Below are 25,053 nucleotides of genomic sequence, written 5' to 3' on the forward strand. Positions count from 1 at the left end.
CGACGAACACCCATGATCCAGATCACCACCGCCCAATTCCCGCAGCAACTGGAAGCGGTCCGGGCCATCTTCCGCGAATACGCCGAGAGCCTGGGCATCGATCTCAGCTTCCAGAACTTCGAGTCCGAGCTTGCCGACTTGCCCGGCAAATTCGCGGCACCGCTAGGCCGGGTGCTTCTCGCGCACAAGAATGAAGAACTCGTTGGCTGCGTCGCCATGCGGCCTCTCGACGACACCACGTGCGAAATGAAGCGGCTCTATGTCCGTCCAACGGGACGCGGTCTGCAGGCCGGCAAGCAATTGGCAACGCGGATTTGCGATATCGCGAGAGACGCGGGATATCACCGCATTCGCCTCGACTCGCTGCCGACCATGCAGGCCGCGCTCGAGCTTTACGCATCGCTGGGTTTCGAACGGATTCCGGCTTATGTCTTCAATCCGATTACCGGCGCGGTATTTCTGGAGCGCAATCTGATTCGCCCGGAAAATCAATCGACCTAGTCGAGCAACGCCACATTGATTATTCATTACGTTTAGCAAACACCAACTTACATTCTGCAATAAATAATCAGCGAATTAATTGCGACGTAAAGTCCGTACGCACTCACTTCCGCACGAATCCACGCGCGGCTTTCCGAAGCCGTCATTACGGAAATTCGTCGCGTCCTTGACAAAGGACTACGGCGTCACCTATTTTTTATCTGCCGCCAATATACGAATATTCGATTGCGGAAAAACATGCCGGAGATAACCGGAATATCCAATCACAATATTTAGTTATTCTACGCATCTTGCATAACCAGCAAACGGCTATGCATTTTTAAGCAAGTTGGTCTCCACCGCTGTGTTGCGGCGATGCATCCAGAATAATTCGAACTCCGATGCATCTTCATCCGTCATGGCGGCCTTTGCAAAAAAGGTATCTGAATCCACCACCGAGGATAGAGATGAAACGAGACGAGCGTCTTCGAGGCAATCGCCCTTTCCGTCAGCGCAGGCTGCCGGCTCCAGGAACTCTGGCAATGGCATTCGCAGCAACGGTCATGCTGCTCGGCGGCTGTGGCGGCGGGGACGGCAGTTCGTCCTCCGGCACGGCCGTGAGCATGCAGCAGACCGCTGCGAATCAGCAACTCAGCGCGCAGGCGGCCTCGCAGCCGCAAGCGTCGACCGCCAATCAAACCTATATCGACCTGGTCGCCTATTCCGCCAAGCCCAACGACGGCCTCGCGCCCGCCCAGGCTTCCGAGAAAGCGGCGGTCATGCACTACCAATGGACGTTCGGCAGGACGCCGATCAACTACACGACCACCACCGGCCATCTGACGGCGGCCGACGCAAACGGCAACCCCGAAGCGACCATGTCGTATGTGGCGTACACCGCGCCGGGCACGAACGGTGCGGCGCGCCCCGTCACGTTCGTCTATAACGGCGGCCCGGGTTCTTCGTCGATCTGGCTGCGGCTCGGCTCATTCGCGCCGACGCGCGTGGCCACGCCCGATCCGGTGTTCGGCAACTGGCCGAATTATCCGCTCGTCGATAACCAGGAGAGCCTGATCGACACCACGGACATGGTCTTCATCGACCCGCCGGGCACCGGGCTTTCGGAAGCGATCCTGCCGAGCACGAACAAGCAGTACTGGACGACCGACGCGGACGTCAACATCATGCGCGACTTCATCCAGCGCTATCTGGCGGTCAACAATCGCAGTAGCTCGCCGATCTATCTGTATGGCGAGTCGTACGGCACGCCGCGTACCGACATGCTGGCGCTGGCGCTCGAATCCGCCGGCGTGCATCTGACCGGCATCGTCCTGCAATCTGCAATCCTGAACTATTTCTCGGATGCGATCGAAGCCGTCGCCATCACGGGCTCGTCGGAGGAACTGGCGCTCGATACGGATACGCTGGCGGGCTATTTCCCCGGCTACGCAGCGGTCGCGGCGTACTATAACCAGGCCTCGCCGGCACCGCTCAGTCTGGATCTTTATGCGTTGCAGACAAGCTTGTTCGTCACGGCGGAATACAAGAGGTTCAGGCGCTACTCGCAGTCATGGGTGCTCAGCCAGCTCGGCATACCCGGCGCATTGGGCAAGCCCGTCTTCCCCAATGCGAAAACGCTTGAGTCGTGGACCTTGCCGTCGGGTTTGACCGTGCAGGCCTTGCAGGGCTATTTCAACCGCGATCCGTTTTCGACGAGCCTGCTGCCCGGCACGACGATCGGCCGCTATGACGGGCGCGTGTCGTTGCCGAATTCGGACCCGCGTCTGCAAAGCGATTCCGATCCGTCCGACATCCTGATCTCGCAGCCGTTCACGACGGCGCTCGCCACCCAGATGCCGGACTATCTCGGCTACACGGCGCCGAACGCGACCTATATGCCGCTGAACGACAGAATCATCGAGCTCTGGGATTTCTCGCACGACGGGCAGGCCTTGCCCGACACGATCCCCGACCTGCTCGGCGCGCTGACGCTCAATCCGCAACTCAGGGTGCTCTCGGAAAACGGCTTTCACGATCTGGCCACGCCGTTCTTCAATACCGAGAAGCAGTTGGCGCGACTGCAGACCGTGCCCGGCCTGAATCCTGATTTGCAGGTCAATTTCTTCCAGGGTGGCCACATGATCTATCTCGACGACGTCGCCCGTCCGCTGATGAAGCGCGACCTCGTGCGCTTCTATCGCGGCACGCCGCTGCCCGATGCGCTCGCGCTCTGGACGCTGCCGGCGCCGTGGCCCGACGAAAGTCCCGCCAGCGAGCCGACCGCCACCGCCACGGCGCAAGTGACGGCGCCCTGATGGGGCCTTCATGGAAACCTGCGCGGAACCGGTCGGATGGACCTCGTTCGCGATACCCTATTCACTCAATCCATGCGAGTCATCATGTCTCTTATCGATAAGTTACGGCGTGTCTCCCCGTTGATTGCGCTCGGCTGCCTGGTCGGCAGTGCGTATGCGTTGCCGCCGCAAGCGGTAGCGCCCGCGACGCCGCCCAACGGCGCACGCGGCGTCGACGGTCCGTTCTTTCCGCAAACCCGTGCGGCGCCGATCGCGCCATCGACCGGCACGGCATTGCAGCAGCAGGCACAACAACGGCTCGAGGCGCGTCTTGGGGCGAACTCGGCGCTCAGCAACGGCGCGTCGGTCACGAAAGCGCAGGCGCAAAGCCAGGGTCTCGGCTTTGTGGCGAAGCACTTCGATCAGATCGACACGAGCCATAAAGGCAGCGTGACGCTGAGCGACGTCAGGCAGTATTTGCAGCAGCAAGGGCGCTAGCGCGGCAGGTCACTACGCCGCGCATGGCGAAGAGCGCTTTCGGTTCTGCAACCGGGAGCGCTCTTTTTCGTAGCGTGAGTGTCGGGCGTGGCGTGGCGTAAGTGCTGTCCATGCTGTGAGTGACGTGAGTGGCAATCACAAGGCTAGTCCGCCCTCGCACCAGCCATCGACAAACATCCGCTCATCGCGCCGCCTCTGTCGCTCAGCCCGCGCACGACCACTTCGGATGATTTACCATCACGTCTCGCCAATTCCGCAAGATCGAGCAACGCGGCGTAGCGAGCGGAGCATTCTTGCGACGATTCACTCGCGGCACGCGTATCAACTGCCGCAACGAAGCGGCTCGTCCCAATCGCCACGCTCGCGGCAACCACAATCGCTGCCAACGCGCCCGCCTTGTAAAACCACCGTGTCGATGAACACTTGAAAGCCGATCGGCACGTCTGAACTGTTACGCGGGATTTGACTCGCATCACAGCACCTATCAGGACCAGTGCGCCGGCACCCAGACTCGGCCGACCCAGTGGCCCGGCACCCACACGACCGGACGCGGCGCCGGCGCGACATAGACGACTCGCGGAGCGACATACACGGCACGCGGCGGGGGCGGCGGTGCGTAGACGACCGGCGGCCGCACATAAGCAACCGGCGGCGCGACCACAACCGGTGCAGGCGTCATGACAACCGGCTTCGGCACGACTACGACAGGAGCGGGCGTCACCACAACCGGCGGCGGCGCGACCACCACCGGTGCAGGCGCGACCACGACCGCAGGCGGCGGCACATACACAACCGGCGGCGCGACCACAACCGGCTTCGGCGCCACCACCACCGTCGTGCCGCCCGTCGCGACGACACCCGTGGTCGCCACCACCGTCCCGCTCGACGACACCGTGTTGCCGTGCGTGCCCGTCACGCTCGTCGAGGTCGTCACGACGCCCGGTGCCACACGCGTGGCCGAACCGGAGTGATTGACGGTCCCGCCATCCGAACCGGTCACGGTGCCCGAACGCGAGCACGTCGAGCCGGCGCAATTCGTCGACGCCGAGTGGTTGACCGTGTTGCCGTTCGAACCCGTTACCGATCCCGACGACGAATACTGGCCCGGGCCGTTCTTCGTGACATCGCCGGAGGTGGTGGCCGTCTTGCCGTCCGGTCCCGTTAGCGTGCCGGTGTGCGAGCACGTGCCGCCGGCGCAGTTGGTGTCGCCTGCATGCTGGACGGAGTTGCCGTAGCGTCCCGTCGCGGTGCCCGAATTCGAGAACTGGCCCGGCGCATTGCGCGTCACCGTGCCGGTGTTGGTCGCGAGACCGCCATAAGGGCCGGCGACGCCGCCCGCATGCGAGCAACTGCCGCCACCGCACGAGCCGTAGCGCGCGCCGTTATAGGTGCCGTGCGACGTGTAGGCGGTGCCGTGTTGCGACCAGGCGAACGCCGATGCGCTGCCGAGCGCGAGCACGGCGACCGTCGCGGAGAGCACGAGCTTGCGCAGTGCGCCGCGAGCGGATGAGGGGGTCGTCACAGAGGCAGAAGCAGAGACAGAGGCAGCGGCGGTGGCCGGGACGATCAACGAACGATTTTTCACGGTATGTCCTTCTGGGATTCGGGCCACTTCTGTCACTGCTGCGTGGCGACGAAACGGACTATAGAAGGACACGCCGACATAATCGACCGGGAAGATATGTCACCCTGTTTCACCACGAAGACGGCCCGCGCGACAAGGGTTTGCGGGCGTTTTTCGTGCCGCGCGACATATTTCGACATAGATTGTCGCAGGCGAAATAGCGGACCGCGCCTGCTTTTAAACGGCGACATTGCCGCTCCTCGCTGTCGTCTACAACGACAAGCGAGGGCGGCAACCGTTCTTCATATCATTGCGTTGCGCGCGCCATGGCGATATCGGCAATCTGGTCGGCCTGATACGACGAGCGCACCAGCGGCCCGGCCACGACTTCGCGAAAACCCATCGCCAAACCCGCCTCGCGCCAGGCGTCGAACTGTTGTGGCGTCACGTACCGCCGCACCGGCATGTGAAAACGCGACGGCGCGAGATACTGCCCGATCGTCAGGATGTCCACGCGATGCGCGCGCAGATCGCGCATCGCGTCGAGCAGTTCTTCGTCGGATTCCCCCAATCCGGCCATCAATCCTGATTTGGTCAGCATCGCCGCGTTCGCCTGTTTGACACGCGCGAGCAGTTGCAGCGAGCCCTGATAGTCCGAGCCCGCACGCGCGGCACGATATAAAGCAGGTACCGTCTCGAGGTTGTGATTGAACACATCCGGCCACGTGTCCGCAAACGCCTGCAACGCCCGCTCGACACGTCCACGAAAATCCGGTGTCAGCACTTCGACCCGAATGCCCGGCACGCGCTCGCGCAGCAACGCCACGCAGCGCGCAAAATGCGCCGCGCCGCCGTCGCGCAGATCATCGCGATCCACCGACGTCACCACGACATAGCGCAGGCCGAGCGCCGCCACGGCATCGGCGAGCCGCTCGGGCTCCGCTTCGTCGAGCGGCGCAGGACGGCCGTGCGCGACGTCGCAGAACGCACAGCGCCGCGTACAGATACCGCCCATGATCATGAACGTCGCGGTGCGCCGCGCAAAACATTCGCCGATGTTCGGACACATTGCCTCCTCGCAGACCGAATGCAAACGGTGCTCGCGCAGAATCGCCGCAATGCCGGCGACCGTCTCGCTCATCATCGGCTTCGCGCGCAGCCACGGCGGCTTCGGCAAGACCTCACCGTCCGTGGCCGGCACGATCTTCACCGGAATCCGCGCGAGCTTGTCAGCGCTGCGCTTGCCATGTTGACCGAGCGCGGTGACGCTGTCGCCCTGCAATGCGGCAGCCATCTCAGCGCCCCAGAAAATCGTTGAGCAGACGATTCACTTCGGACGCAGCTTCCATCTGCACCATATGCCCCTTGCCGTCGAGCACATGAACGCGGATGTCGCCTGGCAAGCCCTGCGCATGCGCGGCCGGGATGATCTGATCGCCGGCGCCCCAGATCACCAGGCTGCGCGGCGCGAGTTCCGCCAGCCGGTCCCGATAGCTCGTGCGTTGCACGTTGCCGTCGAAGGCCGACGCCGCGATCTTGCGCAGCGCCTCGGGCACGCCTTCGAGCCGCTTGTACTTGACGATGTCCTCCACGAGTTGACGCGTCACGAGACCTGGATCGGCGAAGAGTTTCGCCAACTGCGGCTTGAGCGCATTGCGATTGCTGCCTTCAGTGAAACCGTGGATGTAGTCGCCGTTGATCTCCTTGCCCAGACCCGCGGCCGAGATCAACGCCAGCGACGCCACGCGCCCCGGCGCTTTCGCAGCAACGGTCATCGCGATCAGCGCGCCCATGGAGTGGCCGATCAACTGCACCTTGTCGATGCCGCGATCATCCATGAAGGCGATCACGCTGTCCGCAAGCTCGTCGGCACTGCCGGTCTCGAGCGCCTTGCCCGATTCGCCGTGACCCGGCAGATCCAGCGCCCACACTGCCCGATGCGCGGCAAGGTCGGCGTGATTGAACAGCCAGTTGTTCAGATCGCCGCCGAAGCCGTGAATCAGCAGCGCGGGCGTGCCGCCTTCGCCGAGTTTCAGATAACGCACCGGGCGCCCACCGATCTGCGCTTTCTCCGGCTGCGGGCCACTGTCGCCATCCGCCGACGTGGCCGGCACGAAGTCGCGTTGAAACGCTTCGACCTCGGCATCGATCTGCGCGTCCGGCGTTTCCGCGTCCGCCACTACCGCCAGCAATGCGCCGATCGGCAGCGTGTCGCCTTCCTGGGCGATCTGCCGGCGCAGGATGCCCTCGAACGCACACTCGACCCCCGACGAGATCTTGTCCGTTTCCACGTCGAGAATCTCGTCGCCCTTCACTACCTTGTCGCCGATGGCCTTGAGCCACCCGTTGACTTGTCCCTGCTCCATCGACAAGCCCCATTTGGGCATCGTGATCATATGGATCGGCATCGCTCAAGCCCTCACTTTCAGCACAGCGTCGGCGATCTGCGCGGCCGACGGGATGTACATGTCTTCGAGCACGCCGGCAAACGGCGTGGGCGTATGCGGCGCGGTCACCATTTCGATCGGCGCCTTGAGCGAGTGGAACGCACGCTGCGCGATCAGCGCGGAAATGTCGGTGGCGATCGAGCAGCGCGGATTCGCTTCGTCGACCACGACCACGCGTCCGGTGCGCTTCGCGCTCTCCAGGATCGTTTCTTCGTCGAGAGGCGAGGTCGTTCGCAGGTCGATCACCTCAGCCTGGATGCCGTCCTTCGCGAGTTTTTCGGCGGCTTCGGTGGCGTAGTGCACCATGCGTCCGTAGGTGATGATCGTGGCGTCGTCGCCGTCGCGCACCACGTTCGCTTCGCCGAACGGAATCGCATACGACTCTTCGGGCACGTCGCCCTCGCGGGTATAGAGTAATTTGTGCTCGCAGAAAATCACCGGATCGTTATCGCGGATTGCCTGGATCAGCAGGCCCTTCGCGTCATACGGCGTCGACGGGCAGACCACCTTCAGTCCGGGGATGTGCGTGAACAACGAAGTCAGCATCTGCGAATGCTGGGCTGCCGCGCGCAGGCCCGCGCCCTGCATCGCGCGGATCACGACCGGCGTGACCGCCTTGCCGCCAAACATGTAGCGGAACTTGGCGGCCTGGTTGAAGATCTGGTCGAAACACACGCCCATGAAATCGATAAACATCAACTCCGCGACCGGCCGCATGCCGCAGGCCGCCGCGCCGACTGCCGCGCCGATATAGCCGCCTTCGGAAAGCGGCGTATCGAGTACACGGCCCGGATACTTGTGGAATAGTCCCTTCGTAACACCGAGAACGCCGCCCCATGCGTCCTGTTCACCGGGCGAGCCGGCGCCGCCCGCGTTGTCCTCGCCCATCACGATGACGGTTTCATCGCGGGCCATTTCCTGACTCAGTGCTTCGTTGATTGCCTGAGAGAATGTGATCTTGCGTGCCATGTCTGTCTCCTATTGACCAATAGCGGGCGCTTTGGCGCTTACTTCGGTCCCATGCAAGGTTGATTGCAATTCGTTTAGGTATCCAACGCGTTCGTTACGGATAAGACACGTAGACGTCGCTCAACAAATCCTCGGCAGTCGGCAACGGCGCAGCCTTGGCTTCCGCCACGGCACTGTCGATCAAACTCTTGACCTCGGCATCGACGCCACGCAACTGATCCGCGCTCAGCATTTCGGCGCGTACCACCCGCTCTTCGAAACGCTTCAGGCAATCCTTCTCGTCGCGCAGTTTCTGCACTTCACCGGGCGCGCGATAGGTTTGCGCGTCGCCTTCGAAATGGCCGAAATAACGCGAGAATTTCACTTCGACAAGCGTCGGTCCGCCGCCCTGACGCGCGCGTTCGATCGCTTCACCGAGCGCTTCATGCACCGCGAAGAAGTCGAATCCGTCCACGATCACGCCCGGCATGCCGAAGCCGCTCGCACGGTCCGCGATGTTGTCGGTCGCGACCGACCATGTCGACGACGTCGCTTCAGCGTAGCCGTTGTTCTCCGCCACGAAAATCGCCGGCAACCGCCATACGGAAGCCAGGTTCAGCGATTCGAAAATCACGCCCTGATTCGACGCCCCGTCGCCGAAGAAGCACACGCCCACGCCGCCCGACTTCTTGTACTTCGCGGCGAGCGCCGCGCCGCAAATCAACGGGCCGCCAGCGCCGACGATACCGTTCGCACCTAACATCCCTTTTGACAGGTCGGCGATATGCATCGAGCCGCCTTTGCCGTGACACACGCCGGTCCTGCGTCCGTAGATCTCGGCCATCATGCCGCGCACGTCCACGCCCTTGGCGATGCAATGGCCGTGGCCTCGGTGCGTGGTCGCCACATAGTCGGCATCGTTCAGATGCAGCATCGTGCCGACCGCCGACGCCTCTTCGCCCGCGTACAGATGCACGAAGCCGGGAATCTCGCCGGTCGCGAATTCCACGTGCAGACGCTCCTCGAACTCGCGGATCGTGCGCATCATGCGATACGCCTTCAGTAGATCTTCCTTGCTCAACTCAGTTGAAACCGACATGGTGTGTCTCCTTGGAATGAATGCACTGCCTGCCCACAACCTACTTTTGATGCGCAACCACGTTTGCCACTTCCCGCACCAGTTGACGCGACGCCGCGAAACGCAGCGTGCGTTCGACGTCGACGGTCAGCGGCCCTTCCCAATCCAGCGCGATCTCGTAGCGGTCGCCGCGCTCCAGTTCGATTTCGCGCTCGCCGTCGAAAGCGAGCGTGCCGTGTTCGGTTTCCAGCGGCCGCCACACGCCGACTTCGAAGCGTTCGCAGGTGCGCATCAGCACGCGCTCGACGCGGCCTGGCGCGATCGGCGCCACCAGTGGCACGCCTGATTCACCGGGCGCGGCAAAGCGCAGATGCAACCCGTGCGACGCGGTGCGCTCAACCGGCGCCCAGGCTCCGCCGATCGACGAGAGTCCGATGCCGTCCGGCGCGGCGAACGTGAGAAAGAGTTCTTCGATATCGGCCGGATCGGACACGGCCCGCGCGCCGACGAAGCGCTGACGGCTTACGCAGACATCGACCAGCGCGATTTCCTCGCGGCCGCGATTCGGCCCGGCCGTGCAGCGCACCACGAGTCGCTTGTTGCGCATCAGCGCCACATCCGGCGGCACGGCGCCCGAGGCGACGAGCGCGCCGGCAAGGCCGGCCACGGTGGCTTCGCGCAAATCCGGAAAGGCGTTGTTGGTGCCGGTGGACAAGGTCAGCAGCGGCACTCTCGCGCAATGCGCGGCCACGGCCCGATGCGTGCCGTCGCCGCCCAGCACGGCGATCAGTTCGACGCCCGCCTTCAGCATCGCGGCGACTCCCGCGTGGGTATCGGCGACGCTGTCGGTGATCGGCTGTTCGATGAACTCGACTTCGGGCCAGCGCTGTTGCGAGGCGACGGCGTCGTGCGTATCGAGCGCGCGCAGCAGCAGCGCCGCCACGCCGGTCCGGTCGCGCAAACACAGCACGCGGGTCACGCCGAGCACACCGAGCCCGGCCAGCAGGCGCACGACCATGTTGGCTTTTTCGGAGGTCGGAAACACCGACGCATAGGAGGTGAGGCGGCGGATGTCGCGACCCGACGCAGGGTTCGCGATCACGCCGACGGTGATGGGCGATAGCACTGTGCTTGTCTCCTACCCGCGTCGCACGCGGGCTTGTATAGGTAGCGCCGTCGTCGAACGACAGCGCTTTGTCATGCACAAGACACTGCAAAGGGTGTGCCAATCTGCTGAAAAATCGCGCCACCGCGCGAAAGTGCCCTGTTTAAAGGCTCTACGCATCGAAACGTAGATTGAGATGGTGAGCCGGCACCACGCGATGCAGCGTTCCAGGCGTCTCACGCATGGCGCGTGCGGCATTCGTCGCATGGCCGAGCAGATAGAAGGCGCGGCGCAAACCCTTCACCCGCCTCGATCCGCGCGACAGGGCAAGCCGTCTCACCTGAGACTGAGACAAACGTCTCACGCGTCTCGCGTGCTGCATTGCAGTGTGATTCATCAAGCGGGATGTGATACAAGAAGCCCTGATCTCACTGTGTGTCGCTCGCCTGGAGCTGACCATGCCTTACGTCTCGCAGACCCAGCACATCGACCGCGTGCGTGGCGCCATTGAAGGACGCCTGCCCGCGCCCGCCGATTCTCCGCGGCTCGTTTCGTCGTGGCAGCGTTCGTTCGAACAGTACCGGCTCGACCCGGGCGCCGTGATCGGACCGCGCGTGCTGACGTCGGCAGAATTGCGCGAAGTGCAAGGCAAAGAAGAAGACTTTCTGCGTGCATCGGGCCAATGCCTGAGCCGTCTGCACGACATGATTCGAGTCGCCGACTATTGCGTGATGCTCACCGACGCGCACGGCGTCACCATCGACTACAGGATCGACCGCGAACGCCGCAGCGATTTCAAGCATGCGGGCCTGTATATCGGTTCGTGCTGGTCCGAGCGCGAAGAAGGCACGTGCGGCGTGGCGAATGTGCTGACCGATCTCGCGCCGATCATCGTGCACAAGACCGATCATTTCCGCGCGGCGTTCACCACGCTCACCTGCAGCGCGGCGCCGATCTTCGCGCCGACCGGCGAGATGATCGGCGTGCTCGATGCGTCCGCCGTGCAGTCGCCGGATAACCGCGACAGCCAGCGGCTCGTGTTTCAACTGGTGCGGCAAAGCGCCGGTCTGATCGAAGACGGTTACTTCCTCAATCAAACGACCCAGCACTGGATTCTGTTCGGCCATTCGAGCCGCAACTTTGTCGAGGCGCAGCCCGAAGTGCTGATCGCCTTCGACGAATGCGGCAATCTCGTCGCCGCCAATCGCAAGGCGCGCGAGTGCATTCCGGCGCTGAACGGTCCGCGCCATATCGACGACGTATTCGACACCTCGGGCTCGCACCTGCACGACGTCGCGCGCACGGATGCGATTGTCGGCTTGCGCCTGCGCGCGACCGGGACGACGTTGTATGCGCGTATTCGCGCGCCGCTCAGGCGCATCTCGCGCTCGGCGTCCACGATGAACGACGGCGCCGCACGGTCGTCGCAAACCGCGTCGCAAAACGACCTGCAACTCGGTGCGCTCGGACGTTTTCTGCACAGCGCGGAGCCGCAGATCGCGCACAACGCGGCCGTGGCGTTGCGCGTGATGGGCAAGCGTCTGCCGATTCTGATTCTCGGCGAGACCGGTGTCGGCAAGGAAGTGTTCGCGCACGCGGTGCACGATTCGAGCGCGCGGCGCACGAGACCGTTTATCGCGGTGAATTGCGGCGCGATTCCCGAATCGCTGATCGAAAGTGAACTGTTCGGCTACGCGCCCGGCGCCTTCACCGGTGCACGCAGCCGCGGCGCGCGCGGCAAAATTGCGCAGGCACATACCGGTACGCTGTTTCTCGATGAAATCGGCGACATGCCGCTCGATCTGCAAACGCGGCTGCTGCGCGTGCTGGCCGAAGGCGAAGTGACGCCGCTCGGCGGCGATGCACCCGTACGCGTGGATATCGACGTGATTTGCGCCACGCACCGCGATCTCGCGCAGATGGTCGCGGCCGGCACGTTCCGCGAAGACCTCTATTACCGGCTGAGCGGCGCGTCCTTGCCGATGCCGCCGCTGCGCGAGCGCGCGGATATCCGCGACGTGATCGATGCGGTCTTCGACGAGGAAGCGCAAATGGCCGGCCACGTGCTCACGTTGGACCCACAACTTGCCGAACGTCTTGCCGGATTCGCATGGCCGGGCAACATTCGCCAGTTGCGCAATGTGCTGCGCTACGCCTGCGCGATCTGCGACAGCGCGCGCGTGGAATTGCGCCATGTCGCGCCGGATATAGCGGCGTTGCTCGCGCCCGAGGCCGCGCACAAACCCGCGTTATTGCGGATCGATTTGCATGACGGCCGGCAACGGGACGCGCGGCAGGACCCGCGCGAAGAACGCGCGCGCATTATCGACGCGCTCACACGCCATCAATGGCGGCCCAACGTAGCGGCGCAAGCGCTCGGCATGTCGCGCGCCACTTTGTATCGACGCATTGCGTCGCTGGGCATCGTCGCGCCGCATCGACGATGAAGCGCCGGTTGTCAGTGTGATGCGCGGGCATGTGCAAAACGCGCCAGTCGCCATTGCCACTACGCGTTTTCGTATTCCATTTCGCGCACCCGTTCGCCCCCGGTGTCACAATAGTTGTCGCCTCTGAATTTTCTTAAATTGAAGAGTCAGAGGTGCAGGTTGAAGGTGAAACAAACGTATTCTGTCGAGTTCAAAGAGCAAGCGCTGTCGAAAGTTTTGCAGCGCGGGAGCCGCACGGTTGGATCGGTGGCCGACGAATTGAACATGAATTTACTGACATTAAGGAAGTGGATGAGAGGTAGCGCCGCTGCGGGTCGGAGCTCAGGCTCCGGACAAGCAAAACGTCCAGCAGACTGGTCGCCGGAAGAACGGCTGCTGGCTTTGCATGAGAGCCACGGCCTGGTCGACGAAGCACTGAACGCGTGGTGTCGTGAGCGGGGGCTGTTTGCTCATCATCTAACGCTGTGGCGCATGGATTTTTGCGCCGTCGGCGGGACCGGCGGTCGGCGTGAGAACGGCCAGGAAGTACGGGATCTGAAGCAAGCCAATGTGCAATTACAGCGCGAATTGAACCGCAAGGAGAAAGCGCTGGCGGAGGCGGCGGCGCTGTTGGTGCTGCAAAAAAAGTATCGTGCGCTGTTCGAGGGCGAGGCCGAATGACAGCCCTTGAAGAGCGCAAAACATTGATCGGCCTGATCAGCGAGGCGACCCTGGCGGGGGCTCGCCAGGCGCCCGCGTGTGAGATGCTGGGGCTGAGCGCACGGACGGTTCAGCGTTGGCAAGGTGGCGAACCTGACGCGGTGGACGGGCGCTCGTTACGACGCCATGAGCCATCTCACAAGCTGAGCGCCGAGGAACGCACCGAGCTGCTGGCAGTTGCGAACTCGGCCGAGTTTGGTCATTTGCCGCCGAGCCAGATCGTGCCTCGGCTGGCTGACCAGCAACGCTATATCGCCTCGGAGTCGACGTTCTATCGGGTGCTGAAAGCCGAGAAGCAGCTTGCCCATCGGCGCAGTGAACGGCCGGTCAAATCATGCGGCAAACCACGAGCGGTTCGCGCGGACGCGCCGAATCAGCTTTACAGTTGGGACATCACGTACTTGCCGGCGACGATCCGCGGGCAGTACTTTTATCTGTATCTGTTTATGGACGTGTTCAGTAGGATGGTCGTCGGCTGGCAGGTCTACGCCGAAGAGAGCAGCGCCCAGGCCAGCGAGGTGCTCAAGGATCTATGCGCGCGTGAGGCGATCCAGCCCAACCAGGTAATTTTGCACTCCGACAACGGCGGCCCAATGAAGGGCGCCACGATGCTTGCCACCTTGCAGGCCTTGGGCGTGATGCCGTCGTTGAGTCGCCCCGGCGTGAGCAACGACAACCCCTATTCGGAATCGTTGTTCAAAACGCTGAAGTACCGGCCCGCTTATCCGTTAGAGGCATTCGATACCCTGTTCGCCGCCCGCACCTGGGTTGCAGAACTAGTGCGCTGGTACAACCACGAACACCGCCACAGTGCGATCCGTTTCGTGACGCCGGCCCAGCGCCATGCGAATCTTGATCAGGACATCCTCGAGCGCCGCAAGGCGCTCTACGAGGGTGCGCGCGAACGTCATCCGCTACGATGGAAAGGTGCCACGCGGGACTGGCAGCGCGTTCATGTCGTGCATCTGAATCCCGGTCGTGCTGAGCCGACCGTCGACATTCGACGACCCCGTAACGAGGAATTAAAAGCAGCCTGAATTCAAAACGTCGAGGCGACAACTAGCTGGAAAACTTCCGTTCGAATGGATTGCGATCTTTTCGATTGACAAGACCTGCGGCAAAACGGCACACTCGATCTCATGTTGACGCACATCACCATCGCCAATGCGATTACACACCCGAAGCGAGCCATCATCGGCTGGCCATTGGGAGTGCGTGCGCGTTAGCAGTCTGAGTCTGCGTAACACATCCCCAAGGCCCCGCCGGTAACGGAAGGGGCCTTTTGTTTTGCGGGCGCCTCCGTCAGCCGGCTTGATGACGGAGAACGAGATGGATCAGGCAAGCCCGCAGTGCATGGATGACGAATCGAGTCGGGTGGCGTATCGGCAAGACGAGCGTCTGCCGAAGCTGGTGTTGCATTTTTCCGTGATGCCAGGCGCGACGCTGACCTGGCGCGTCGAAGCCGATAGCACGCTCGCCGTGCAGGGCGCGCGCCTTTGGCTCACACGTGTCAGTTCACCTTACGATCATTGGCTCGATCCGGGCCACACATTCCAGCTGCAACGCGGCGAGCGCGTGTGGCTCAGTACCGATGGCGAATGCGTTGCGCGCGTGTCGTTGAGCTACGCGCTGCCGGCGCGAGGCAGCCTGCTCAGACGCTGGCTGGGACGGCTCGCGTGGTTGAGTCTGGGACCGCCTGGGCCGCGTTAGCCGCGCACGTGATAGCGCGGCTCAGCTCAGCGAGACATCACACGCGGCGGGAAAAAAGCAAACACCCCTGCAATGAGGGGTGTTTGCTTCGCATGCCGGCTTGCATGAACGCGCGATCATGCAAGACAACTCGGCCGCTTGTGACGTTACTTTGGCGTAACCTGCACGGCCGCGGCCGAGACGAATACCGCGTGGATCGTATCGCCGACCTTGACGTCCTTCAGATCGACGTCCGGACCGGCTTCGAGCGTTTGCGTCTGATACGCGCCGCGCAGCGTGACCAGCCGCTTCTTGCGATCGATCTTCTGCACGGTGGCGAGCACTTCGATCTGGCGCGCCGATTCGAATCCGCCCGAGGCCGGGGCATACACCTGCGTGTCGACACGCGCGCGAATGCCCTTGTCCTTGCCGGTGACCTTCTCGGCCTTCACGAGCAGCGCATTCTTGTAGAGCACGTCCACCTGGTCACCCACCTTGAGCTGGTCGAAACCCGCCACCTGCTGGCTCACGAGCACGACCACCACGTTGCCGCCCGACCCCTTGAGCGTGAGCGTGCGAGTGCCCGGATCGATACCGACGATCTGCGCCCTCACATGCACCGGCTCTACCGCGCTGACGATGCCTTGCGCGGCACTGGCCATGGCATCTTGCGCCCAGGCCGGCTGGGCTGCGGCGAACGCCGCGAACATCAACGCTGCTCCAATCGTCGTTGCCTTCATATGCGTGCTCCTTGAGAAATTGTTTGATCCAGCGTGACGGCGATCTGAAACCGCGGGATGCCGATTCTTAACGCCATGAGTGCCTGTGTATCTTCAGGATGATAGTTTTCAAAAGGTACGACGCAAATGATTTTACATGCCTTACAACATCCTGCAATTGATTGAATTGTGATTTTCAAATGAATTCTCGCAGCCCTGTAATGTGCCGCGACGTGGCGTCACAGCGGCATCCTGTCAATCGGCCACGACGTGACATTGCCACCGCCATTCATAATGAGCGACAGGTTTTAAATGCACATAGCATTAAACGCATACTGCATGGCCGTCGAATCGGCAATCAATGTTTTTCGGTATTCGGCCATAATCGGAGGCATCGTTAGATGGAATTAGATGCAGATTCGATATGCGCCCGATGCGCATTGTGCACAAAAAGAAACAGCCTCGTCGCGTGAGCGACGAGGCTGTTTCATCTAGCAGCTTTAACCGAGGCGCGGACTAAGCCGCTAAACCATCACACCCGCTCAATCGCGATCGCAATGCCCTGGCCGACGCCGATACACATCGTGCACAGCGCAAAACGGCCTTGCGTGCGATGCAGTTGATACATCGCGGTGGTCACGAGACGCGCGCCGCTCATGCCGAGCGGATGGCCCAGTGCGATCGCGCCGCCGTTCGGATTGACGCGCGCGTCGTCGTCGGCCACGCCGAGTGCGCGCAGCACCGCGATGCCTTGCGAAGCGAACGCCTCGTTCAGTTCGATCACGTCGAATTGATCGATGGTCATGTTCAGGCGCGCCAGCAGTTTTTGCGTGGCGGGCGCCGGGCCGATGCCCATCACGCGCGGCGCGACGCCGGCCGTGGCGATGCCCAGCACGCGAGCGCGCGGCGTCAGGCCGAAGCGCTTCGCGGTCTCTTCATTCGCGAGCAGCAGTGCCGCCGCGCCGTCGTTCACGCCCGACGCGTTGCCCGCCGTAACGGTGCCGTCAGGACGCACCACGCCTTTGAGCTTGCCGAGCGTTTCAAGGCTCGTCTCACGCGGATGCTCGTCTTGCAGCACCGTGACCGGGTCGCCCTTCTTCTGCGCGATCGTCACGCCGACGATTTCCTGCGCGAGCGTGCCGTCGCGTTGCGCGCGCGCCGCTTTCTGCTGGCTGCGCATCGCGAAAGCGTCCTGATCGGCGCGGCTGATGTTGTAGTCGGTAGCGACGTTCTCGCCCGTTTCCGGCATCGAATCGACGCCGTACAGTTTCTTCATCAACGGGTTGACGAAACGCCAGCCGATGGTCGTGTCGTAAATCTCGGCCTGACGCGAAAACGCGGTGGGCGCCTTGCCCATCACGAACGGCGCGCGGCTCATGCTTTCCACGCCGCCGGCCACCATCAATGCGGCCTCGCCCGATTTGATGGCGCGCGCCGCGATGCCGACCGCGTCCATGCCCGAGCCGCACAGGCGGTTCACGGTCGTACCTGGCACGCCTTGCGGCAAGCCCGCCAGCAACAGCGACATGCGCGCGACGTTGCGATTATCGTCGCCGGCCTGGTTCGCACAGCCGTAGATCACGTCGTCGATTGCGTTCCAGTCGACGTCCTTGTTGCGCTCCATCAGCGCTTTGAGCGGCACGGCGCCCAGATCGTCGGCGCGTACCGACGACAGCGAACCCGCATAGCGGCCGATGGGGGTGCGAATCGCGTCGCACAGGAATGCTTCGGTCATGTGATGTCTCCAGTTGATGTGCTGCGTGCGCTGCGCCGCGGCCGGAACGCCGGCCCGGCGCGAACCGGACGCACCGGCAAGCGCGACGGAAAGCGGCTGCCGGTCAGCCGTCGCGTCAATTCAGCTTAGCGCAGGATGATGAACGGTGGGCTCGAGAATGTCGTGATTTGTTCTTTATACGAACATACGGTCACATATCGAACAACCAGACACGATAATAGGCGCGTGGCCGAAACCATGTCAAGCGCGGCCAGGCCCGCACCAGGGAATACGTGCAGGCCACGACCGTTCTTGCAAAGGATCAGACGAATGACGCGCCCGTGCCGGCAGCCCTGTTTTCAAGGCGCCGGCACGGGGCTTAAAGACTGCGGCAGGGTGTGTCTAGCGGAGCTGAATATGCTCGTCCTCGATATAGCTGCGGATCACGTCGGCAAAATTGCGCTCGCCGCTCAACCCCAGCCCTTCGGCGCGCGACGTATCCCATCGTCCCGGCCAGCTACCCACGATCTTTTCGACGCGCGCATCCGGCTCAAACACGATCCGCCCGGCGACCGCGTCGCCCGCCACCTCGCGCAGCGCGGCGACCATGTCGTCGACGCTCACCGAAATACCCGGCAAGTTCAGTACACGCTGGTTACCGAGCGCAGCCGAGTCGAGTTCCAACCCGGCGATCAGGCTCTCGATCGCCTTGCGCGGCGACAGCAGCCACAGGCGCGTCGAGCCCGCGACCGGGCACACCGCCGCTTCGCCGTTCAACGGCTCGCGAATGATGCCGCTCGCGAACGACGACGCCGCCGCATTCGGCTTGCCCGGCCGCACGCTGATGGTGGGCAGCCGCAACACGCGGCCGTCGACGAAACCGCGCCGCGCGTAATCGTTGAGCAGCAACTCCGCGATTGCCTTCTGCGCGCCATACGACGACTGCGGATTCAGCGCGGTGTCGTTCTGCACGACTTCGGGCAGCTCGCCGCCATACACCGCCACCGAACTCGTAAACAGCACGCGCGGCCGGTGGCCACGTTGCCGGCAAGTTTCCAGCAGCAGCCGCGATGCATCCAGATTGATGCGCATGCCGAGATCGAAATCCGCTTCGGCCTGGCCGCTCACGATCGCGGCCAGATGGAAGATCGCCGAAGTCTGGTCGTCGATCACGCGCTCAAGCACGCTGCGCTCCGCGATGTCGCCCACTTCCGTGCGCACGCGTTTATCGCCGAAATCGTTGGCTTGCACCACGTCGAGCAGCACCAGTTCGGTAATCGCTTGCGGTGCGCCTTGCGGGTCTTTCAGAGAACCCCGCGCGAGCAGTTCACGCGCGAGACGCTGGCCGAGAAAACCCGCGCCGCCGGTAATCAGTACTTTCATGATGTGTTTCGTCCTTGTTAGCGGGTCGCGTTCAGATACGGTTTGAACCAGCCGAGACCGGCCGAGGTGCCCGCGCGCGGCCGGTATTCGCAGCCGATATAGCCGTCGTAGCCGAGCGAGTCGATCAGTTCGAGCAGATACGGGTAGTTCACTTCACCCGTGTCGGGTTCATGGCGTTCCGGCACGCCGGCGATCTGAATGTGGCCGATGCCGCCCATATCGCGTTTGAGTTTCACCGCGAGGTCGCCTTCGACGATCTGGCAGTGGTAGCAGTCGAACTGCACCTTCAGATTCGGCGCGCCGACTTCCGCGCAGATCGCTTGCGCTTCGTCCTGACGGGTCAGAAAGAAGCCCGGCATGTCGCGCGTATTGATCGGCTCGATCACGACCGTGATGCCCTCGGCTTGCGCCGCCTTGGCGGCATGCGCGAGATTGCTCAGGTACACCTCGCGATGTTTCGCGCGCGGCTGATCCGCGCCGATCAGGCCGGCCATGACATGCAGCTTGCGATTGCCGATCACGCGTGCGTAGTCGAGCGCGGTCTCGATGCCGCGGCGGAATTCGTCTTCGCGGCCCGGCAGCGAGGCAATCCCGCGCTCGCCGCCGGCCCAGTCGCCGGGCGGCGCATTGAAAAGCGCTTGCGTCAGACCGCTTGCGTCGATTCGCGATTTGATCTCGTTGGCGGGGAAATCGTAGGGGAACAGAAACTCGACCGCTTCGAAACCGTCTTGCGCCGCAGCGGCGAAACGGTCGAGGAAAGCGTGCTCGTTGTACATCATCGAGAGGTTGGCGGCGAAGCGAGGCATGGCAGCGACTCCTTGAAAACGGTGTAATGCGGCGCGCGGCAGCGATGCATGCCGCGCGTGAGTGTCGATTTATCGATTGACCAGTTTGGCCGGCGTGAGCCACGTAGCGATCGCGCCGATCACGAGCATGCCGGCCAGCACATACATGCCGGTCTGCGTGCTATGCGTGAGATCCTTCAGATAGCCGATCATGTAAGGGCTCGCGAAACCCGCGAGATTGCCGATCGAATTGATGATCGCGATGCCGGCCGCGGCAGTCGCGCCCGACATGAATGCGGTGGGCAGCGACCAGAAGAGCGGCGCGCAGGTCAGCACGCCGGCGGCGGCGAGCGAGAGAAACGCGATCGACACCACCGTGTTGTCCGCGAACGAAGCGGCCACCGTGAAACCGACCGCGCCGAACAGCGCCGGCACGATCAGATGCCAGCGACGCTCACGGCGCTTGTCGGCGCTGTGACCCATCAGGTTCATCACGACGATCGCGCACAGAAACGGAATCGCGCTCAGCAGGCCGATATTGAACGCGCCGGTCACGCCCGTCGATTTGACGAGCGTCGGCATCCAGAACGTCAGGCCGTATTGCCCCGTGACGAACGCGAAATAGATCAGCGACATCCACCACGTGCGCGGATCGCGGAACACCGCGCCGAGCGAGTGTGCCTGGGCTTTTTCCTTCGGCTGCGCGGCGGCGATTTCATCGATGAGCAGGCGCTTTTCGCGTTCGCTCAGCCACTTCGCCGCGGCGATGCCGTTGTCGAGATACAGGATCGTGGCAATGCCGATCGCGATGGCGGGAACCGCTTCGATCAGAAACATCCATTGCCAGCCCGCGAAACCCGAGCTGTTGTGGAACGTCTGCATGATCCAGCCGGACAGCGGATTGCCGAAGATGCCCGACACCGGAATCGCCGACATGAACACCGCGATGATCTTCGCGCGCCGATGCGACGGAAACCAGTACGTCAGGTACAGGATCACGCCGGGATAGAAACCGGCTTCGGCGAGGCCAAGAAGGAAGCGCAAAATGTAGAACTGCATCGGCGTCTTCACGAACACGAACACCGCCGACAGCAAGCCCCACGTGATCATGATCCGCGCGATCCAGATACGCGCGCCGAGCTTGTGCATCAGAATGTTGCTCGGCAACTCGAATAGAAAATAACCGATGAAGAACACGCCCGCGCCCAGACCGAACACGGTTTCGCTGAATGCCAGATCCTGCGACATTTGCAGTTTCGCAAAGCCGACATTCACGCGATCCAGATAAGCGACCACATAGCAGAGCATCAGAAACGGCACGATGCGCCAGAACACTTTCTTATAGGTGCGCTCGACTTCGGCGGCGCCGGGTTGTCCTGTGGCGGCTGCCGCAATCGGGCGGCTGGATTCGGCCTGATACGAACTCATGCATTGTCTCCTTGAATGGATGGCCTGACGCGGCGTGCTGAGCGCAACGCGGCCGGGTTTTGTTTGGTCGGCTTCGACTACCAGCGCGCGCCGAACACGGTACGCAGTTCTTCGAGTGCGGCTTCATCGAGCGGTGCGGGCCGCGGGTTCGTCATCAACCACAGACGTGCGGTCTCTTCGAGTTCTTCGAGCGCATACGCGGCTTGTGCCACTGAACGCTCCCACACCACCGGACCGAGACGTTCGAGCAGCACCGCGCGAACGCTGTCGGCCAGCGTGGCGATCTGTTCGGCGACTTGCGGATCGCCGGGGCGTTTATAACGAATCAGGGGAACGTGGCCCACTTTCATCACGTAGTACGGCGTGATGGGCGGCAGCACGTCGGTCTCGCGCCAGACGCCCGCGAGCGTTAGCGCAACCAGATGCGTCGAATGCGTGTGGACAATGCCGCGTGCTGCGCCGTTGCGCGCATAGATGCAGCGATGCAGCGCCAGCGTTTTCGACGGCCGGCCACCGGACACCGCGTTGCCGTCGAGATCGACCTTGGCGATATCGGCGGGATCGAGCCGGCCAAGACAGGCATCGGTCGGCGTGATAAGCCAGCCGTCGTCGAGCCGCGCGCTGATGTTGCCGGCGGTGCCCACGGTGTAGCCGCGTTGATAGAGACTCGCGCCGGTCACGCAAATTTCCTCGCGTACGCGTGCTTCGTCCGTCGTATGGAGTGCGGGCGCGCCGGTCATTGCGCGGCTCCGTTCAGATGCCGCAGCGCTTTCTCGAAGAAGTCGGTCGTGCCGAAGTTGCCGGATTTCAGGGCAAGCGCGAGCGGTTCGGCGCCGGTCGTGGCCGTGGCCGGGACGCCGGGATCGATCTGCGCGCCGATGCGCAGCGTGTGCACATCGAGCGCCTGGACGACAGCGCCCGAGGTCTCGCCGCCCGCTATCACGAACTTGCGCACGCCGCGTTCGCGCAGACTGCGCGCGATCGACGCCAACGTGTTTTCGACCAGGTGCCCTGCTTCATTCACACCGAGCTGGCGCTGCACCGCCTTGACTTCGTCGGGCGTGGCGGTGGCATAGATCAACATGGGCTCGGCTTTGTCGAGGTACGGCTGCGCGAAAGCCAGTGCCTGTTCGACGACGTTCTCGCCGCGCGCCGCCGCGAGCGGATCGACACGGAACGCGGGCCGTGTAGCGCGCCACTCCGCGACCTGGGCGTTGGTCGCTTTGGATGCGCTGCCGGCCAGCACCGCCGACAATCCCTCCACCACCGGCAACTGCGCGGCATCGCCCTGCTCCTTCAGCAAACCCGCGCGGCGAAAGTTGGCCGGCAAACCCAGCGCGACGCCGGAACCGCCAGTAATCAGCGTGAGGTCGGCGCAGGCTTCGCCGAGTACGTAGAGGTCGGCGTCCGACACCGCATCGGCAATCGCCATGCGCACGCCTTCATTGCGCAACGTATCGCACGAGTCGCGCACAGTCGACACGCCTTGCGCCACGGCGTCATAACGCACGAGCCCGACTTTCGACTGCGTCTGCCGTTGCAGCACGCTCACGAGGTTCGCATCGCGCATCGGCGTGAGCGGATGGTTTTCCATGCCCGACGCGTTGAGCAACGTGTCGCCGACGAACAGATGGCCGCGAAAGATCGTGCGGCCGTTCTCGGGAAATGCGGGGCATGCAATCGTGAACGCACCAGCGTTGCCATCGGCAGACAATGCGTCGAGCAATGCATCCGTAACGGGGCCGATATTGCCCGCGTCGGTCGAATCGAACGTCGAGCAGTATTTGAAGAAGAACTGCCGGCAGCCTTGCGCGCGCAACCAGTCGAGCGCGGCGAGCGATTGCGCGACCGCATCGGCGGCGGGAATCGTGCGCGATTTCAGCGCGACCACCAGCGCGTCGGCCTCCACCGTTTCATTCGATGCGGGCACGCCGATGGTCTGCACGGTGCGCATGCCGCCGCGCACCAGCATGTTGGCGAGATCGGTGGCGCCGGTGAAATCGTCGGCGATACAGCCGAGCAGCGCGCGTTTCGTAGTAGCCGTCATGACGTTCCTCCGCTTACTTCGCCGCCGGCACGTCGATGCCGGGGAAAATCTTGATCACCGCGGAATCGTCTTCACCGCCGTGACCGGCCGTGGACGCCATCATGAACATCTGATGCGCCGCCGCCGACAACGGCAGCGGGAATTTCGAGCGACGCGCGGTATCGAGCACGAGCCCGAGATCCTTGACGAAAATATCGACGGCCGAAAGCGGCGTGTAGTCGCCGTTCAGAATGTGCGGCACGCGATTCTCGAACATCCACGAATTGCCCGCGCTGTGCGTGATGACTTCATACAGCGCATCCGGATCGACGCCTTCGCGCAAGCCGAGCGCCATGGCTTCGGCGGCCACCGCGATATGCACGCCCGCCAGCAGCTGATTGATGATCTTCACCTTCGACCCGGCGCCGTGCTCGGCAGCGAGGCGATACACCTTGCCGGCCATCGCGGCCAGCACGTCCTCGCACGCGGCATAGGCCGCTGCCGGACCGGACGTCATCATGGTCATCTCGCCGGAGGCCGCGCGCGCCGCACCGCCCGAGACCGGCGCGTCGAGCATCTGCAAGCCGGCCGCCTCAATCCGCTTGCCGAGTTCGATCGCGAAGTCCGGCGCCACGGTCGCGCTGGCAATCACCACGCCGCCCTTTTTCATCGCCGCGACTGCGCCCTGTTCGCCGAACAGCACGGCTTCGGTTTGCGCGGCATTCACGACCAGCGTGACGACCACCTCGCACTGCGCGCCGAGTTCGGCGGGCGTCGCGCAACCCACGCCGCCTTCCGCGACGAACGCATTCAGGACCTCGCTGCGCAGATCGCACGCATGGACCCGCAGACCCGCGCGCAGCAGCGAACGCGCGACACCCAGGCCCATTGCACCAAGACCGATGACACCGACATTTCTGGACATGCTTGACCTCTATGAATTCGTTGGACGCTCGCGCCTGAGACCATGCATCGACGCTCAGCAGTGAAGCTCAGCAAATCCCCGCTTCCGCGAGACGCCGTGCCGCGTTGTACATATGGGTTCGCGCCGCATTGCGCGCCGCCATCGGATCGCCGGCGCGGATCGCGGCGGCGATCGCCGCATGCTCTTCGCGCACCTGACGCGAGAAGTCCTCGCGCAACGCTTCGTTGCGGCGCGTGACGACTGTGCCGGCCTCCAGGTACTGATTCAGGAACGTGAGCGTTTTAAGAAAATACGGATTGCCGGTGGCCGCCGCGATCGCGCGATGGAACGCGACGTCTTCAGCCACGCCGTCCTCGCCTTCGGCCACCGCCTCGTCGATCTTCGCGAGCGCCGCGTCGATCGACACCATGTCGGCGTCGCTGCGGCGCATGGCGGCTTCCGACGCGACTTCCGCTTCGATGGCCCGCCGCAACGCGAGAATCTGCACCACCGAGCCGGGCTCGACGGCTTCCGCGTAGTCGATCCGCAGCGGTCGCGCCGTGCCGTGCGCGGCGACGAACACGCCGCTGCCCTGGCGCGGCTCGACCACGCCTTCGTTCTTCAGGCGCGAGATCGCCTCGCGGATCACCGTGCGGCTCACGCCGAACTGCTGCGCCAGCACGGCCTCGGTCGGCAGCTTGCCGCCGCGCTCGAAGGTGCCTTTGTCGATCTGCTTGAGAAGCTGCTGCGCGACCGTGTCGCTCAACGCTCTCGCAGGAATCTTGTCGAACATCGATGCCTCGATTGATCATGTTATCGGGTCATCATACAAATTTTGGATCCCC

The 25,053-nt window shown here is 63.3% G+C and carries 22 protein-coding genes and 1 pseudogene; 6 read left to right on the forward strand and 17 right to left on the reverse strand.

The features are described 5' to 3' along the window. The first annotated feature begins 12 nt into the window (after window positions 1-12). On the forward strand, window positions 13-501 hold the full coding sequence (locus HF916_RS23660) for a GNAT family N-acetyltransferase (RefSeq protein WP_168791217.1): 489 nt from the start codon (window positions 13-15) through the stop codon (window positions 499-501). A gap of 309 nt (window positions 502-810) precedes the next feature. Here the strand turns inward: HF916_RS23660 and HF916_RS23665 are convergent, their stop codons facing one another. Then, complete coding sequence (locus HF916_RS23665) at window positions 811-1,029, reverse strand: hypothetical protein (protein ID WP_168789127.1); 219 nt, start codon at window positions 1,027-1,029, stop codon at window positions 811-813. Between HF916_RS23665 and HF916_RS23670 the strand changes: the two genes are divergently transcribed. Together HF916_RS23670 and HF916_RS23675 are read left to right on the forward strand one after the other, a co-directional pair. Continuing rightward, the gene (locus HF916_RS23670) at window positions 948-2,795 is read left to right on the forward strand and encodes a S10 family serine carboxypeptidase-like protein (RefSeq protein WP_168791218.1); all 1,848 of its coding nucleotides are present in this window, start codon (window positions 948-950) and stop codon (window positions 2,793-2,795) included. The genes HF916_RS23665 and HF916_RS23670 overlap by 82 nt on opposite strands. A gap of 84 nt (window positions 2,796-2,879) precedes the next feature. Continuing rightward, a complete protein-coding gene (locus tag HF916_RS23675; protein WP_240975483.1) occupies window positions 2,880-3,272 on the forward strand; it encodes a 2-oxoglutarate dehydrogenase in 393 nt (130 codons plus the stop codon). A 484-nt stretch (window positions 3,273-3,756) separates the two neighbouring features. On the opposite strand, the gene HF916_RS23680 is transcribed toward HF916_RS23675, so the two are convergent. From HF916_RS23680 to HF916_RS23710, 7 genes are all read right to left on the reverse strand, one after another. After that, window positions 3,757-4,857, reverse strand: a complete 1,101-nt coding sequence (locus tag HF916_RS23680) for a hypothetical protein (protein ID WP_168791219.1) — start codon at window positions 4,855-4,857, stop codon at window positions 3,757-3,759. Window positions 4,858-5,143: 286 nt separating this feature from the next. After that, window positions 5,144-6,130 carry a lipoyl synthase gene (gene lipA, locus HF916_RS23685; RefSeq protein WP_168791220.1) on the reverse strand — a complete coding sequence of 329 codons (987 nt, stop codon included), beginning with the start codon at window positions 6,128-6,130 and terminating at the stop codon, window positions 5,144-5,146. 1 nt (window position 6,131) lies between these two features. Beyond that, window positions 6,132-7,244 carry an acetoin dehydrogenase dihydrolipoyllysine-residue acetyltransferase subunit gene (locus tag HF916_RS23690; protein WP_168791221.1) on the reverse strand — a complete coding sequence of 371 codons (1,113 nt, stop codon included), beginning with the start codon at window positions 7,242-7,244 and terminating at the stop codon, window positions 6,132-6,134. A 3-nt stretch (window positions 7,245-7,247) separates the two neighbouring features. Beyond that, window positions 7,248-8,252, reverse strand: coding sequence for an alpha-ketoacid dehydrogenase subunit beta (locus HF916_RS23695; protein WP_168791222.1), 1,005 nt, complete (start codon window positions 8,250-8,252; stop codon window positions 7,248-7,250). A gap of 94 nt (window positions 8,253-8,346) precedes the next feature. After that, the gene (locus tag HF916_RS23700; RefSeq protein WP_168791223.1) at window positions 8,347-9,330 is read right to left on the reverse strand and encodes a thiamine pyrophosphate-dependent dehydrogenase E1 component subunit alpha; all 984 of its coding nucleotides are present in this window, start codon (window positions 9,328-9,330) and stop codon (window positions 8,347-8,349) included. Between the two features lie 40 nt (window positions 9,331-9,370). Next, window positions 9,371-10,435 (reverse strand): ATP-NAD kinase family protein, encoded by a 1,065-nt coding sequence (locus HF916_RS23705; protein WP_168791224.1) that lies wholly within the window; start codon window positions 10,433-10,435, stop codon window positions 9,371-9,373. A gap of 151 nt (window positions 10,436-10,586) precedes the next feature. Further along, a complete protein-coding gene (locus tag HF916_RS23710) occupies window positions 10,587-10,754 on the reverse strand; it encodes a hypothetical protein (RefSeq protein ID WP_206001845.1) in 168 nt (55 codons plus the stop codon). Between the two features lie 118 nt (window positions 10,755-10,872). Between HF916_RS23710 and HF916_RS23715 the strand changes: the two genes are divergently transcribed. The 3 genes and pseudogenes from HF916_RS23715 to HF916_RS23725 all read left to right on the forward strand — a co-directional run bounded on the left by HF916_RS23715 (window position 10,873) and on the right by HF916_RS23725 (window position 15,270). Continuing rightward, window positions 10,873-12,861 carry a sigma-54-dependent Fis family transcriptional regulator gene (locus HF916_RS23715; RefSeq protein ID WP_168791226.1) on the forward strand — a complete coding sequence of 663 codons (1,989 nt, stop codon included), beginning with the start codon at window positions 10,873-10,875 and terminating at the stop codon, window positions 12,859-12,861. Between the two features lie 165 nt (window positions 12,862-13,026). Then, window positions 13,027-14,597, forward strand: a pseudogene (locus tag HF916_RS23720) (IS3 family transposase). A 292-nt stretch (window positions 14,598-14,889) separates the two neighbouring features. Beyond that, window positions 14,890-15,270, forward strand: a complete 381-nt coding sequence (locus tag HF916_RS23725) for a DUF2917 domain-containing protein (protein ID WP_168791227.1) — start codon at window positions 14,890-14,892, stop codon at window positions 15,268-15,270. Window positions 15,271-15,416: 146 nt separating this feature from the next. On the opposite strand, the gene HF916_RS23730 is transcribed toward HF916_RS23725, so the two are convergent. The 9 genes from HF916_RS23730 to HF916_RS23770 form a co-directional block, all read right to left on the reverse strand. Beyond that, on the reverse strand, window positions 15,417-15,989 hold the full coding sequence (locus tag HF916_RS23730; RefSeq protein ID WP_168791228.1) for a hypothetical protein: 573 nt from the start codon (window positions 15,987-15,989) through the stop codon (window positions 15,417-15,419). A gap of 511 nt (window positions 15,990-16,500) precedes the next feature. Then, window positions 16,501-17,703, reverse strand: coding sequence for a 3-oxoadipyl-CoA thiolase (gene pcaF, locus HF916_RS23735; protein ID WP_168791229.1), 1,203 nt, complete (start codon window positions 17,701-17,703; stop codon window positions 16,501-16,503). Between the two features lie 381 nt (window positions 17,704-18,084). Beyond that, window positions 18,085-19,065: a D-erythronate dehydrogenase gene (gene denD / locus HF916_RS23740; RefSeq protein WP_168791230.1), complete on the reverse strand. Its 981-nt coding sequence runs from the start codon at window positions 19,063-19,065 to the stop codon at window positions 18,085-18,087. A gap of 17 nt (window positions 19,066-19,082) precedes the next feature. Then, window positions 19,083-19,871, reverse strand: coding sequence for a 2-oxo-tetronate isomerase (otnI, locus tag HF916_RS23745; protein WP_168791231.1), 789 nt, complete (start codon window positions 19,869-19,871; stop codon window positions 19,083-19,085). Window positions 19,872-19,940: 69 nt separating this feature from the next. Then, the gene (locus HF916_RS23750; protein ID WP_168791232.1) at window positions 19,941-21,278 is read right to left on the reverse strand and encodes an MFS transporter; all 1,338 of its coding nucleotides are present in this window, start codon (window positions 21,276-21,278) and stop codon (window positions 19,941-19,943) included. Window positions 21,279-21,355: 77 nt separating this feature from the next. After that, complete coding sequence (locus HF916_RS23755) at window positions 21,356-22,018, reverse strand: aldolase (RefSeq protein ID WP_168791233.1); 663 nt, start codon at window positions 22,016-22,018, stop codon at window positions 21,356-21,358. Next, window positions 22,015-23,325, reverse strand: a complete 1,311-nt coding sequence (gene otnK, locus HF916_RS23760; protein WP_168791234.1) for a 3-oxo-tetronate kinase — start codon at window positions 23,323-23,325, stop codon at window positions 22,015-22,017. Before otnK ends, HF916_RS23755 begins: the two co-directional genes overlap by 4 nt. Before the next feature lie 13 nt (window positions 23,326-23,338). After that, on the reverse strand, window positions 23,339-24,229 hold the full coding sequence (ltnD, locus tag HF916_RS23765) for an L-threonate dehydrogenase (protein WP_168791235.1): 891 nt from the start codon (window positions 24,227-24,229) through the stop codon (window positions 23,339-23,341). Between the two features lie 67 nt (window positions 24,230-24,296). Continuing rightward, on the reverse strand, window positions 24,297-25,001 hold the full coding sequence (locus HF916_RS23770; protein ID WP_168791236.1) for a FadR/GntR family transcriptional regulator: 705 nt from the start codon (window positions 24,999-25,001) through the stop codon (window positions 24,297-24,299). Between the last annotated feature and the right edge of the window lie 52 nt (window positions 25,002-25,053).

It is taken from the genome of Paraburkholderia aromaticivorans (assembly GCF_012689525.1).
GTDB lineage: Bacteria > Pseudomonadota > Gammaproteobacteria > Burkholderiales > Burkholderiaceae > Paraburkholderia > Paraburkholderia aromaticivorans_A.